Source organism: Clostridium estertheticum, from assembly GCF_018861295.1.
GTDB classification, from domain to species: domain Bacteria; phylum Bacillota; class Clostridia; order Clostridiales; family Clostridiaceae; genus Clostridium_AD; species Clostridium_AD estertheticum_D.
On the sequence record NZ_JAHLDM010000015.1, the window covers coordinates 34,261 to 48,741 of the forward strand.

16 protein-coding genes and 1 pseudogene are annotated in these 14,481 nt (G+C 29.2%); 5 read left to right on the top strand and 12 right to left on the bottom strand.

The window, feature by feature from the left end:
- The first annotated feature begins 297 nt into the window (after positions 1-297).
- Positions 298-1,227 (top strand): DUF2935 domain-containing protein, encoded by a 930-nt coding sequence (locus KPL54_RS14905; protein ID WP_216107311.1) that lies wholly within the window; start codon positions 298-300, stop codon positions 1,225-1,227.
- 230 nt (positions 1,228-1,457) lie between these two features.
- Here the strand turns inward: KPL54_RS14905 and KPL54_RS14910 are convergent, their stop codons facing one another.
- Entirely contained in the window at positions 1,458-3,023 is a 1,566-nt protein-coding gene (locus KPL54_RS14910) for an FAD-dependent oxidoreductase (RefSeq protein WP_216107312.1), read from the bottom strand.
- 223 nt (positions 3,024-3,246) lie between these two features.
- Between KPL54_RS14910 and KPL54_RS14915 the strand changes: the two genes are divergently transcribed.
- Positions 3,247-3,609: a phage holin family protein gene (locus tag KPL54_RS14915; RefSeq protein ID WP_216107313.1), complete on the top strand. Its 363-nt coding sequence runs from the start codon at positions 3,247-3,249 to the stop codon at positions 3,607-3,609.
- 223 nt (positions 3,610-3,832) lie between these two features.
- On the opposite strand, the gene KPL54_RS14920 is transcribed toward KPL54_RS14915, so the two are convergent.
- The 7 genes and pseudogenes from KPL54_RS14920 to KPL54_RS14950 form a co-directional block, all read right to left on the bottom strand.
- On the bottom strand, positions 3,833-4,444 hold the full coding sequence (locus KPL54_RS14920) for a DNA alkylation repair protein (RefSeq protein ID WP_375372996.1): 612 nt from the start codon (positions 4,442-4,444) through the stop codon (positions 3,833-3,835).
- Positions 4,445-4,543: 99 nt separating this feature from the next.
- Complete coding sequence (locus KPL54_RS14925; protein ID WP_216107314.1) at positions 4,544-5,005, bottom strand: GNAT family N-acetyltransferase; 462 nt, start codon at positions 5,003-5,005, stop codon at positions 4,544-4,546.
- 210 nt (positions 5,006-5,215) lie between these two features.
- Complete coding sequence (locus KPL54_RS14930) at positions 5,216-6,034, bottom strand: alpha/beta fold hydrolase (RefSeq protein ID WP_216107315.1); 819 nt, start codon at positions 6,032-6,034, stop codon at positions 5,216-5,218.
- A 65-nt stretch (positions 6,035-6,099) separates the two neighbouring features.
- Positions 6,100-6,640 (bottom strand): annotated as a pseudogene (locus tag KPL54_RS14935) (nitroreductase family protein).
- Between the two features lie 128 nt (positions 6,641-6,768).
- A complete protein-coding gene (gene dapF / locus KPL54_RS14940) occupies positions 6,769-7,635 on the bottom strand; it encodes a diaminopimelate epimerase (RefSeq protein ID WP_216107316.1) in 867 nt (288 codons plus the stop codon).
- A 165-nt stretch (positions 7,636-7,800) separates the two neighbouring features.
- Positions 7,801-8,301 carry a peptide deformylase gene (locus KPL54_RS14945; RefSeq protein ID WP_216107317.1) on the bottom strand — a complete coding sequence of 167 codons (501 nt, stop codon included), beginning with the start codon at positions 8,299-8,301 and terminating at the stop codon, positions 7,801-7,803.
- A 92-nt stretch (positions 8,302-8,393) separates the two neighbouring features.
- Positions 8,394-9,077, bottom strand: coding sequence for a 4Fe-4S double cluster binding domain-containing protein (locus KPL54_RS14950; protein ID WP_216107318.1), 684 nt, complete (start codon positions 9,075-9,077; stop codon positions 8,394-8,396).
- A gap of 503 nt (positions 9,078-9,580) precedes the next feature.
- On the opposite strand from KPL54_RS14950, the gene KPL54_RS26530 reads away from it, so the two are divergent.
- Both KPL54_RS26530 and KPL54_RS14960 read left to right on the top strand, forming a co-directional pair.
- The gene (locus KPL54_RS26530) at positions 9,581-10,414 is read left to right on the top strand and encodes a methyl-accepting chemotaxis protein (protein ID WP_216107319.1); all 834 of its coding nucleotides are present in this window, start codon (positions 9,581-9,583) and stop codon (positions 10,412-10,414) included.
- 15 nt (positions 10,415-10,429) lie between these two features.
- Complete coding sequence (locus KPL54_RS14960; protein ID WP_216107320.1) at positions 10,430-11,293, top strand: MBL fold metallo-hydrolase; 864 nt, start codon at positions 10,430-10,432, stop codon at positions 11,291-11,293.
- Between the two features lie 186 nt (positions 11,294-11,479).
- Here KPL54_RS14960 and KPL54_RS14965 read toward each other — a convergent pair whose 3' ends face one another.
- On the bottom strand, positions 11,480-11,806 hold the full coding sequence (locus KPL54_RS14965; protein WP_216107321.1) for a zinc ribbon domain-containing protein: 327 nt from the start codon (positions 11,804-11,806) through the stop codon (positions 11,480-11,482).
- Between the two features lie 137 nt (positions 11,807-11,943).
- On the bottom strand, positions 11,944-12,273 hold the full coding sequence (locus tag KPL54_RS14970; RefSeq protein ID WP_216107322.1) for a hypothetical protein: 330 nt from the start codon (positions 12,271-12,273) through the stop codon (positions 11,944-11,946).
- Positions 12,274-12,437: 164 nt separating this feature from the next.
- Between KPL54_RS14970 and KPL54_RS14975 the strand changes: the two genes are divergently transcribed.
- Positions 12,438-12,722, top strand: a complete 285-nt coding sequence (locus tag KPL54_RS14975) for a YciI family protein (RefSeq protein WP_216107323.1) — start codon at positions 12,438-12,440, stop codon at positions 12,720-12,722.
- Between the two features lie 43 nt (positions 12,723-12,765).
- Here the strand turns inward: KPL54_RS14975 and KPL54_RS14980 are convergent, their stop codons facing one another.
- Together KPL54_RS14980 and KPL54_RS14985 are read right to left on the bottom strand one after the other, a co-directional pair.
- A complete protein-coding gene (locus tag KPL54_RS14980; protein WP_216107324.1) occupies positions 12,766-13,593 on the bottom strand; it encodes a GNAT family N-acetyltransferase in 828 nt (275 codons plus the stop codon).
- 55 nt (positions 13,594-13,648) lie between these two features.
- Positions 13,649-14,470 carry an aminoglycoside adenylyltransferase domain-containing protein gene (locus KPL54_RS14985; RefSeq protein WP_216107325.1) on the bottom strand — a complete coding sequence of 274 codons (822 nt, stop codon included), beginning with the start codon at positions 14,468-14,470 and terminating at the stop codon, positions 13,649-13,651.
- Positions 14,471-14,481: the final 11 nt, after the last annotated feature.

Sequence of the window (14,481 nt, forward strand, 5' to 3'; positions counted from 1 at the left end):
ACAAACAACTTATGTCAGCTATAAACATTTATATTTATTCAATGAAAGACAAGGCGGAAAATTAAAATATGTGGTGAAAATGTTGAGGATCACAGATTAACAACTATTGAAAATTCAGATATTACATTTGTTATAGAGAACGTTATAATTGTTGTGCAAGGTACAAGTAACGATTTAGTAGATAACGCAGGATTGTATATGAGGCTTAAAAATATATAATATTGTAGTTAAAAGTAATCTTTTATGTGTTGAATTAATATAATAATAGCGAATGAAAATTTTCAAGGAGGATTTACTATGCTATCTAGTACTGAATTCATACGACAATCGCTGGAAATACATCTTTTTTTCGCAAGAATTATGAAGGAACACTCATTCTTTTTAGAGGTAGGGTTTACACCAAAGGACTCCATTTATATTCAACAGGCGGATAACTTTAGAATAGAGTTTGACAGACTTTTAGCAGATACTATATCACTTTCTAATGGTGCTGTTAGCGCCAGTGTGTTACAGTCTGGTGAAGTAATAACACCTTTTACACTAAAAGCTGAGATGGCTTCAGCATATTTTACAGGAGTGAACATTTCAATTAATTTGACAAAATCAGAAGCTGGTTTAATGGGCAGTAATGCATCAATGCTAGGCAATCCTATAATTGAACAAAGAGTATATACACTTAATCAGAGAGCACTAGTATTAATTAAAGCCTTAGCTCAGTTTAAGACTATGGTTTTGTCTGAAGTTATATCCTGTAGAATGTTTACAAGTAGCTACCCTTTGCTTATAGACCATATATTAAGAGAGGCAAAATTCTATTTTCAAATAATTCAAAGGCTGCAAAACCGTGAGGAAATCAACTTTGAGAAAGATATGTATGTGCAAGAATCTTTTTGGAATAGAATTATGGCTGAACACTCAAAATTTATTCGCGGACTTCTTGATCCAACAGAAAATGAGCTTATAAATACAGCAAATAACTTTGGAAATGAATTTGATAAGTTGACAACAGAGTCAAAAGAAGCAATGGATAATATAATCCCAATCTCAAAAGTTACACAGGACAGCCTTACAGCAACTATTGAAATAGCTAAATTTAAATCGCAAGGTACGCAAGGATTGCTAGAATGTAAAATCAAGTCCATAATAATACCATTATTAGCCGACCATACTTTACGTGAAGCAAATCACTATTTACGTTTATTGAAAATATTTACAAAGAACAAATAAAATACAGATAAGTAAACCTTTTGTTTTTATTCTGCATAGTATTAATGACTGTTAACATAAAAACATGGAGAATTTTCATACCTAAAATTAATGGATAAAGTTTAACACCAACCCTATCCATTAATTTATTAAAGATATACAATAAATAAAGCAATAAACATTACCTTCATTGTAATTATTATTCATTTTTTTCTACTATTCCAATTTATCTTTGGTTGGCACTAATATTCTCAAATTATATTTGAATCAATTGTATTATCACTTTCTTTATAATGATTTAACCTGCAAACAGCTGGCCCTTCTATAATATCACCTTCAAAAGAAAATCTCGATCCATGGCAAGGGCAATCCCAAGATTTTTCTGCACTATTCCATTTTAGTTCACAACCTAAATGAGTACATGTTATATCAACTATATGTAATTCTCCAAGTTTATCTCTATATGCCCCATACCTTTCTCCATCAATCTCTACTATCTTTCCCTGATCATTTTTCAAATCAAAATTATATTGGCCAACTTGAAGCTTTCCTTTTATTAGCTGCTTTGCAACATCAAAGTTTTCCTTAACTAAGTTTTTAATTCCATCAGTTAAAATTTTACGTGATGGATTATATACTTCTTGATAGGGACTTTCATTTTTAACTATAATATCCCTTAGTATAGTCGCTGCTGCTGTTCCATTTGTCATGCCCCATTCACCATAACCTGTAGCAACATAGATATTTTCTGATGTAGAAGTAAGATTACCCACATAAGGTACACCATCTATTGTTATATAATCTTGAGTTGACCATCTATACAAAAACTTTTCAACATTAAAGTTTTTTTCAGCATAATTTTTTAAATTAACATAATGTTTAATCATGTCGCCACCATGAGCGGTCTTATGCTCTTGCCCCCCAATAATTATCATCTGACCATCCTTATACTTTTGTGAACGAAAATACCAACCTGCCTCTCCTGAATCTACAAATGTTCCATTTGGTAATTCATCCTTTATTATTGCAGATATTACATATGATCTTTGTGGTCGAAGTTTTGCAAAATATAACCCCAAACCATCATAAAATGGAAAATGTGAAGCTAAAACGACTTTTGAAGCTATTACTTTAAAGCCTGTGTCTGTTATTACAGTATATAAATTATCATGTTCTATATCTACCGCTCTTGTATGTTCATATATTTGACTATCATTACCAGAAATGTTTTCAGCAATTTTAAGGAGATACTTTCTAGGGTGAAATTGAGCTTGATTTTCAAAGCATAGTGCACCACTTATTGAAAATGGTAAATCTAGTTTTTCAATATATTTTGCTTTTATCCCTAGGCTTTTAGCCGCTTCTGCCTCTGCCTTGATAGTATCTGTATAGCTTTCATCTGTTGTATAGATATATGCAGGTAACCTACAAAAATCACAATCAATGTTATATTCCTTTACCCTGTTTTCTATAAAATCTATGGCACCTTCATTGGCATCTGCATATTGCTTAGCTTTCTTAATTCCCATCGTGTTAATTAGATTACTATATATTATATCATGTTGTGAAGTAACATAAGCTGTAGTGTGTCCTGTAGTTCCCTGAACTATTTTATCTGCTTCAATTAATGCAACTTTGTAACCTTCATTTTTCAATAGGAGGGCAGTTGTAATTCCTGTAATACCTCCTCCTATAATTGCTATATCAACTTTAATGTCTTTTTCTAAAGTTGGATAGTTTGTTTCATCCGTTGAATCAAGCCAATAAGATTTTGGTGTTAAAATATTATTAATACACATATTATTTTTTCCATTCATGAATTCGCTCCCTTCCTATAACATAATTAACATATTTATTTTATGTTTATAACCATTCTCATACATTGTATTTTTATTTTATTAGTTCCCTTTATCATTAGGATAATTAGCTGGAAATATACCCACAATATATTAGAAACAATTTAAATAAATCCATAATAAATTTTTTACTTCTGGGACAATATATAAAAATACAAGAATTTAACCAAGGAGGTATTTAATTATGGAGAATAAAGAGAAGAAAGGTACTTTTAGTGGCATACCAAGTATAATAATAAGATTTGTAGTAACTTCAATTATATTAGCTATAACGTCATTTTTAACACCAGGCTTTGTACTTGTTGGTCTACGGTCAATTATATTAGCGTCGGTAGTTATATGTTTAATAGATTATTTAGTAGAAAAACTTATGAGAGTTGATGCATCACCTTTTGGTAAGGGAATAAAAGGATTTGTAATAGCGGTTATAATATTATATATAGCACAATTCTTAGTTCCTGGAATGAGAGTATCTATAATAGGCGCTATACTTGCTTCAATAGTCATTGGAATACTAGATGCAGTAATACCTGGAAGATCCATATAATCACCCATACACTTCAGATAATTTTGGACTTACCTGATTAAATATAAGATTGAAAATTTAGTAATTAAAATTGCACATATCGGTTATAAATAAAGCAAAACCATTCAAGAAAAAAAATTATCTTGAATGGTTTTTAATTTTGGATTCTGTATGATTAAAGTTCATAATACAAGATTATTGAAACCACCAAACATAAAGGATACAACAAAATTCTCGTCACATGCTATTTTATATGTTTATTGGCAAGTTTATACACCTGATTAGTTGTTTTTTCTGATAAATCCCATGTTTCAAGTTCTGACTTTATTAATTCACTATGCTTTTTACTTATATCCTTTAATGCGTTTCCAACCGATTTCCTAACATATTCGCTTTTATCATTTTTTAAATTAGATATTAAGCTTATTGCTATATTAGGATTCTGTTTGAAGTAATCCCTACTTGTCCATATTCTTAATCCCTCGGTAACTGCTCTCCTTACGTTTGGATTGCTATCATTTAACCAAACTTTAATTATGGGTAATGCATTTTCATATCCTATATCACAACAGTATGTATCAAAAGACTTTGCCAAAATCTCTTGAACACGCCAATTTGCATCTAAACTTACTTTTTCTTTTAAAAATACTAATGCCTCCTTTAACTCACATGAAATTGAACCACAGATAAATGTAGATAACTCCCTAACTTGATAAAATTCTGAGGAGTAAAACTCTTTTGCAATAATAAAACATTTATTAATAGAATTATTGTTGAGAATAAATATAGATTCTTTTTCTATTTCTTTAAATCCATTTTTCACCATTTTAACTTTTTCAATTATATCATCATACAATTTTAGCTTAACCTCCTAACACCACGATAATTTTACGGATATTTTATCTTTTATATATCATCTTTAAGGTATCAATAATTAATATGAACATTATATCCTTTATAAATACATACTTAACCTAATCATATCAATACATTCAATTCCATTTTCAATAATAATTTCTTTATAATGTTTTTTAAAGAAATCTCTATCTATACCAACTATACAGAATCCGCATTTTTGATAAAGTGCTAACTGATGTATGCTGGAATTTCCTGTTCCAACCTCTAAGACCCTTGCACCTTCTCCTCTTGCCATATTTATTGCACTGAATATTAACCTCTTACCTATGCCCTTACCTTGATATGCTTCACTAACTGCAATATTTACAAGTTCTAAAGTCAATGGTCTTGTCTTAATAATTACATAAGCAGCTACAATATTATTATTTATATAAGCAATATAACAATCACCTCTATTTACATAATCATTAATTATATCCATAGATGGGTCTGCTAAAAGAAGCAACTCATAAGGTACTTCTTCGTCACTACTTAGCTTCTTTATTACAACATCATCCATTTACTAACCCTCCCCCTGCTCTTAATAATCTACCTTGGTGGCTCTATAATTTATACACACTCTTCACTCTGCCCAAATAAAATGTACTAAATCTTAAACTAAGGATTTATAGACTACCTTACCTTCATTCAAATCCACAATACACAAATAACTATCATTATTAAGCAATTCATAATCTTATTTCTATTTTTTAAAGCGTGACTGCAATGATTATGACTCTATAACCCTTAAAAGCCATTCATTCACTAATGAATTAAATACTTCTACCTGTTCTATCTGCAAATTATGTCCTGCTCTATCCAATACAGCAAAAGTTGCTCTTGGATAGTTGTCTAAAATACCCCAGGCATCTTTATAACCTACACTTGAATCTTGTCGTCCTAATAGTATAAGAGTCGGCTTGTTAAACTTTTCATCCAGTACATCCACATCAAATGAAAACTCATTCCCATTTTGTTCAAGCTTTAGTAAAAAATCACTATCTGCCAATCTTATGCCAGATAAAATTTCATTTCTATATCTATCCCAGATTTTTTTACTTTGTACTACTTGTATTGAATTAAAACCCTCGGCATCAGACTGATCAAGTTGCGATAATAATTTATCATCTCTTTTTAAAATAATATGCTTTGGAACATTGCGTTTTTTTAAATCCGTTGTAATAGAAGGACATAGTAAAAATAATCCATCTATTCTATTTGCAATTTTATGTACTATTCCCCTTGCTAAATACCCACCATATGATTCACCTGCAAGTAAAAAGTTTTCATTTGGAATAATTTTATCAATAAAATCAATTACAATATCCAGCATTATATCTGAATTTGTAATCCACTTCTCAGCTTTAGTTTTTCCCATCCCTGGCAAGTCAATATATATCCTTTTATAACCATCTTTATTACTAAATATAGGTTCCATACATCCTATCATCAATCTATGGTCCACATGTGAACCATGTATCATAACAATTGGTTTGCCACTACCCATTACCTCATAATTTATAGATATATTTTCCATCTTACATTCCATCCTTTTTCCTCCTCTCATCTGACACACATTTTAATATTAAATCATCAAAAACTGCAAATACATTTTCACCAATTTTCACAGTGTATTATTTCCTCGAGATTTTTCCGTGGTCGGGCTTTTGGTGTTTCATTGGCATAACCCAAAGTGACAATGCCAACTACGTATTTATCAGTAGGTATATTTAAAATTATTCTTATTTCTTCTTGTATAAACCATGCAACCCAACAAGAACCTAATCCTAATTGTTCAGCTTCAAGTAACATATATCCTATAGCAATAGATGTATCTCTTATTATTTGTTTAAGCTCTCCTTGCGGACTGTCTTCATTTAACAATATATCTACATCTTCATCTATCCTGCAACGTATATCTGCCACACATACAATAAAAACTGGGGCAGTAAGCATCCATTTTTGATTATGAGCTACTTTAGATAATTTTTCTCTACTTAATTCCGATTTTACTACAATGAAATGCCAAGGCTGTGTATTACTACCAGGATGGAGCAAGCCTTGCACTCTCAAGTAAACTAATTATTTTATCATTTTCAACTTGTTTATTACTATATTTTCTTATACTTCTACGCATCTTAATTTCCTTAATCATTCTATTAAATTCCTCCATTTAATAAGATATAACATTTAGAATTGGTACATAAGGTCTTTCATATATTCATTTCTCTAACTTTTTTAATAAAGACTTATTAAAAAGAAGAATTAAAATATTGTTTACCGTTACTTATTTAAATCTTCTATAAGTTCATCACTCAAAGTTCCATATGCTATTTGTCTAACTTCTCCAGTCATTTTTATATTCCAATTATCGTCTATTTCTATTAATAATTCTCCACCAAGCATTTTAATTTTCACTTTATTATCAACCAAATTCTTTTTCCTTAAAACACTCGCTACCGCACAAGATGAAGTTCCAGAAGCTAATGTAAACCCTGCACCTCTTTCCCATATTAATATTTCCACTTCATTTCTTGATATTAATTTAGCAAATTGAACATTAGTTTTGTTTGGAAATTGACTGTGATTTTCTATTATCTTTCCATACTTTTTTATTTCGTCAATTTTTAATTCTCTTTTTAAAATAACACAATGAGGATTTCCAATTGAAACGCAATTTATTTCATATTGTTTATCATAAGCTTCCAATTTTTCTCCTATTACTTCGTTAGAAATAAAATTTGTAGGAATCTCTTTTGAATTAAAAATTGCTTTCCCCATATCAACTGAAATTAATTTTGCTTTTTTATTTGAAGTTTCAATAATATTAGCTTCCACTATTCCACCTTTTGTTTCAACAGAAAACACTTTATTATTAGTTAGTGCATAATCATAAATATATTTGCAAAATATTCTCAATCCATTACCACTTTTTTCTGCTTCGGAGCCATCTGGATTAAAAATTCTTAATCCAAAATTTGCTTTATTTGATTGAACTTTAAGTAAAATTCCATCAGAACCTATACCGAAATTTACATTACATATTCTTTGTATTGCCTTTTTTGTTAATGTAAAATTTATATTTTCTTTATCTAAAACAATATACTCATTCCCTAATCCATGAGTTTTCACAAAATAGTTCATATCCATTTTTTCTCCTTTTCTTACCTCTAATTCTGCATCTACGGTATTGGGCTAACATAGTCGAAAACATAATTTAAATTTAGCACACATAAATTCACTGTTCTGTCCCACCCTGTGTCATACCATAGCCCGTAACTGTTGCTGTCAATTTCTTTTAGTATTTTTTATACATTACTCTTCTAATAATTTTTTTTCACTTTTTAAACACAACGATTTATCATCTATGGCTCTCATTGTTGCAATTATTCCGTCGAGATGGTCATATTCATGTTGTAATAATTCTGATAAATCCCCTTCAAGTTTCATCTCATTATCAATAAAATCCATGTCCTTAAAATGAATTGTACATCTACAATGCCTTTTAACCTTTACCAATAGCTCAGGAAAGGACATACAGTCATCTATAACCTCCATAAATTCATCATCCTCAAAAATCAATATTGGATTTATAAAAACTACCGGCTTGTCAATATTCATATATATCAACCGCTTAAATACACCTATTTGTGAGGAAGCTATTGCTCTACCTAACCCATTCTTGTTTCTAAAATTCATAAGTGTATCATGCAAATCAATAACAAGTTCTTTTATAATGTCCATTTCATCCTTTTCTATAGTAGAGCTTATCTGATATAATTTAGGGTTTCCCAACAAAATGATTTTTTTTACCATACATGCAACTCCTTCAAGCTATTATAAAAATATTCTTCTTATCTTATATTTCGTATAAATTCCAATAACCTATTGACGATGGTATGAATTATCTATCCTTTCTTTATATACCTTTGGGTATATGGACATATCTCTATGCATTTACCGCATAATGTTATTTCTTTATCTATTTTATCATTTGCTATCTGACGTGCCTTACGTCGACAATTAATAATGTTAATAAACTCATCTCTATCAATGCCAACATGCCATAGTTCACCTGAAATGGCTCTGCCAGGGCAAGCATCTTTGCATTTTAAGCAATCCCCACACTTAGATTCTGTTACTGGCGTTCCATAATCTAATTTTGCATTTGTAATAATTGACGTTAACCGAATAGACGAACCAAATTCCTCTGTTGTTAACAATGCATTCTTCCCAATCCATCCGAGTCCAGACATTGTTGCAACGGTCTTATGAGGTAATAATGTTCTATAGTTAGATAATTCTTTTACAACGTCAGTAGTTTGTGCAACTGCTTTATATCCTTTGTTTTGAAGATATTCAGCCCCACTATTGGCTATTTCATTCAATTTATTATTAAGCGAGTGGTATTGATTAAAATAATCCATATTAGGTCCATTACAAATTGACTTAACGACTTTCACTGGTATATTTATCGCAATAGATATTCCGTGATTTATTTCACTATCTACAATAGATTCTAAATTCGCAAATCCAACCAAAGAAGCCCCTTTATGATACAGATATTCTTTTAAATCCTCACTATTTATCATAATATTTTTTTCACCTCCAAATCAATAAAATGTGAATTGCTATCGTAATCCCAATGAACAAGCTACTATACAGAAGCCACAAGCATCTTTTCTATCATATTTTTTTATATAATCCTAAATGTACATTTTTAGACTAATGAGAATATTATAATAATTCAATGTAATATTACCATAACATGGCATTAAAATAAAGATGAGTTACGATTTAGTTTTTGCTGACTTATGCCAACTTAATTTTGGAGATAAATTTCTCTTTCAAAATCGAGTAATATAGCCTATCTACATATTGTCCATCCATATAAAAGAAATCTCGTAATGCTCCTTCATAAATGAATCCACATTTTTTAATGACGCTCCGAGAAGGACTATTTATTGATTTACAACAATTTAAATATACTCTAAGGTAGTTCACCAATTGATAAATAGTAATAGAGGGTTTATAATTGTATAATATAGTGATATATCCGAATTTATTACTGTAAAAAAATTTAGGAAGTGACTTTATGATAAATGCAATAGAAGACAATAAATTATTACAATCATTTTATAACTTAATGCCATATTTTCAGCATTATTTTGATGATGAATTAGTATTTACAATATCCAATACTGAAAAGTTCCTTTTAGTACAAGATTGTGAAAATCTAAAAATGTCATCAAAAACAGGTGATACAATACCCACTGGTTGTGCAGCAGATATATGCTTAAAAGAGAAAAAACCAATATCAGTTATAGTACCTAAAAATGTTTTTGGAGTACCATTAAAGACAATGGCAGTTCCGGTATTTGAAAATGATAAAATATCAGGAACAATGATAATAGGCATGAGTTTGAGTAAAAAAGAAAAAATGTCAGATTTATCAAATACATTATCAGATTCATTATCAGAAATAAGTACTAATTTATTTGATATGACATCAGGAATTCAAAAAATAGCTGAAACAAATTCAGGTATTCAAAAATTCATTGAAATAACAAAGGATAATTCTAAAAAAACTGATGAAGTATTAAGTTTTATAGAAGGTATTGCTAAACAAACGAATTTGTTAGGATTAAATGCTGCAATAGAATCTGCTAGAGCAGGAGAATTTGGAAAAGGATTTAGTGTAGTATCAAATGAAATTAGAAAACTTTCACAATCAACCAAAGAATCTGCAACGCAAATTAATAACATGTTAAATACTATCCAAGATTCAATAAATGAAATTTATTTGAGATTTAATGATTCGAATTTAATATTAGATAATCAATCATCTGGACTCGAAGAAATTACTGCTACAGTACAAGAACTTAATTCTACTGCTACAATTTTAAATGAGTTTGCTTCAACAATGTAAAAAGGGGGGTCTAAAATGAAAATAACTACTTTAATAGAAAATACTCAAGATGAAAATCAAAAGTTAAACTATGAACATGGGATTTCTATGTTTATTGAAACTGAAAAGTGTAATATTCTTTTCGATACAGGAAAAACAGGAAATTTTATTGAAAATGCTGAAAAGTTAAATATAGATCTTAAAAGTATAGATGTTATAATTTTAAGTCATGCTCATTATGATCATTGTGGTGGTGTAAGAAGATTACTTGAAACTTACAATATAACTCCTCAAATTATAGTGAGTGAACATTTCTTTCAAAATTCCAACAAATTTCATTATTCTGACGGCAGTCTTAAATCGGATTTTTCAAAAGAAACGGGATATACATATGTGGGAATAGATTTTAATAAAGAGTATTTACAAAGCAAAGGAATTTCTATAAATTTCGTACAAGCTGATACTCTAGAAGTAAGTGATGATGTTTTTGTGTTTTCTAATTTTAACAAATATTATGATTTTGAAAAATTAAATAAAAATATGAAACTTAAAATTGATGATGATTATAAAATTGATATTTTTAACGATGAAATTGCTGTAGGACTTAAGACTAAAGACGGAATAGTGGTTTTACTTGGATGTGCACATCCTGGATTTTTAAATATTGTAAAAACTATTCAAGAAATAACTAAAGAAAAAATAGTAGGAATAGTGGGTGGGACACATCTTATAGAAGCTGATGTAGAAAGAATAGATAAGTCAATTGAATGCATAAATAATTTAAATTTAAATTTATTAGGTTTATCTCATTGCACAGGAGACAAAGCTGTTAAAATGTTTCATGAGAATTGTAAGAATTCATTTATGAATATAACAGGAACAATCTTAAGGTTAGAATAATATAATAAATACACCACAAATAGGTAGTCAGACTTTAATTTAGATTGGGTTGCGTCAACATAGCCATCAAGCTAAGCAATATTAAATAATATTGGATTGTTATTTAAACAATTTTATGGCGCAACAAAAAACACTTGTATAGTGCCAAATTTATGATTTTATTAAACTCACTCTACCAGATATAGTCTACTTTATATCCAAGTCTTTTAATAAATCTTTTGCCTTCTGAGCATATTTTATTGGAACTTGTATTTCCATAATATTATTAAGTACAGCAATACTTCTAATCATTTCGCCTTTAATAAAATATCTTATTTTCTCAGAATCTAAGATTGACTTAACAATAGGTATTATAGAAAAGTCCATTGTTTCTGCTACAGTAACAAGTTCTGAATACTCAAATTCTTCACTTGCCAGTTCTTCGCTTGGTAATTTTTCAACCAATTCAATTTTACAGTCTGAACAGAAATTAAATCCATCTCTATATTCACATTTGCATTTTGGACAAAACATTTTATGCCTCCTTAAAATTTTATTTCTTTTCTCTTTGCTTTAGTTTTGACAACCCAAACCATATTTCATAGCCTATAAATGATCCAATTGTATTCGTTAGTACATCCTGTAAACTTCCATAACGTTCTTTATAAATGTTAAGCTTCACCATAGTATTTTGCAAAATAGAAAATCCCTTTTTTACGAACTATATAATTCTGTAGATAATCACGTGTGGCTGGGTCTCTCGGAATAATAACTAATTCGTAACAATGAGCATTTTCAGTTTGAAGGTATTTACTATCTATCTTATTGTGTAATACATCATCATTTATTGGTGTTATACAAGCTATAATTGGGTGACCACTAATAAACAAGTGAGTTCTTAATGCTCCCTTTGGTGTAAGACATGAAGCGTTAAAAGCACCAATTATAATTATAACAAGAACGATTAATTTCCACTTTTTAATTTTCAATAATTTTTTCATATTTACCCCCATTAAAAGTAATTGTTAATAAATAATATTCTGCAATTTCGACTAACAATGTTTATTTAATTATACCATGCTTACCATAAATTAAGTCATTTACAAATTTTTAAAAAATAGTATAATTAAACAAGTATTATTAAAACATAAAGGAGAGATGAAAAATGTATATTTTAATGTTAACATATGTAAAGCCACTTGAGGAAGTTGACAAAGAGATAAGTTCTCACATAGAATATTTAGAGAAATTTTATTCATTACAAAAATTTATTTTCTCAGGTAGAAGAAACCCAAGGATAGGTGGAACAATTATTTGCAATGCAAAAGATAAAAATGAAGTTGAATTAATAATAGGACAAGATCCTTTTTTTATTAAAAAGATTGCAGAATATGAAATAATTGAATTCCTACCTACAAAATGTGCTAATGGGTTAGAACATTTTCTTTAAAAACATTTCACATAATAAGTTTATTCATAAAATTAACTATAGCTTATGTTAATTTTATGATGTTACTCTCCTCAATTATAGAGTGACCAGTCGAATTGTCACCATTTGTCCACTGCCATCGTTCTAATAGACTTATTCTTCCATCCGGTAAAATTTTTGGTGTTGACAAACATTTTCCAGTACGTATTTCACTCTTTTGATTGATATGTTGATATGTGAAATTCAAGTTGCTTTTATCATCACATGTGCCAATTAAATAACCTTTTAGTATATCGCCACCATTATATTCAGCCCAGATTATATCTTTATTTTGATGATATTGAAAAATAGTTGCACTTGAAACCTCTCCATTATGAGTATTTGAAACTGATGAAAATAATCTATTATTATAATTTATTTTTCCATCAATACACCTACCAATAGCTTTTTTCATAATATTGAAACATAATATATCCTTATTTGTTGTTATGATTTTATTGTATTTAATAGGAGCATATCCACGATTTATATATAAATTATATGCTGGCAATGAAGAATCTAACACAATTTCAGAATATCCTTTAGCTATTATTGATTCTAACCTATTCATGATTAATGTTCCATATCCTAATCCTTGTAACTGTGGCAATACAAATACTCTACTTATCTCGTTTTCATTGGCACTCCCAGTGCCTACAATTATTCCATTGACATCAATTAGTAATACCATTTCTGTTTCTATTCCTTTTCGTATATTATCATCACAATGATGGGTTAAAAAAAATTCAACTACACCGGCTGGATAGTAATGTGGATATATTGTTTTTATTGTTGTGTTTATAATGTTTTTTACTGTATTAAAATCTGCTGAATTAGCTTTTACAAGTTTCATTCTACCCTTCACCTTCCTTTGAATATTCTTTACTTTAAGATATATTTAAATCCAATTAGTACCTTTTATCATTAAAAAGATTATTGCTTTCTTGTATTATGAAGTCAATATAAGCTAAAACATCTACTCGTCTCTCAAAAATTGATTTATAATATGACTTTGGGTTACCCTTTCGTAATCTCATTGCCTCATTAATTACCTTATGCCATCTTTGAGGCACTGTCTGTAGTATATATTCACCTGCCCCTACTTTCGATGTCATATCCCCTTCTTTGAATGTGAAATATAGACGAGAAACACCTAAAACTCCCCATTCAATCATTCCTAAGTCAACAAATAAGCCTATGTATCTTTTGGATAAAAACTTTTTGCAGTCGTCATTCCAGTTAAACCAATAAGTATTAAGATTTTCTCTCATATTATGAATCAAGGTCTCCCAGTTTACTGTAAAGTTAAACTCATCAATTTCTTTCCCTTTAACAGTTAAACCATATTTTTTTAGTTGAAAAGCGTCAATTGAATTTTTCTCAAATTTTTCAAGACCTTTATATACTCCACCTATGAAACAAGGGCATGATTTCTCATTTTCATGCTCTAATTGAAGATCATTTCTCATTATATAAATTCCCATTAAATCTGTTTTAAGAAATTTTTTTTTAATATTCCTATGAATTTTTTTTAGAACCTCTATATCTAATTCTGTAACTTTTCTTTTAACTACTGCAATAAAATCAATATCACTCAGCCCATAATTAAATGCCCCTAATGTAATAGAACCATAGATATAATATGCTTCTAAAAATTTCGGCAATTCTGACTCAAACAAATCTAAATACTCTTTCAATATTGTATTAACGCTTTCTGGAATACTATTCATTTTACCCTCCT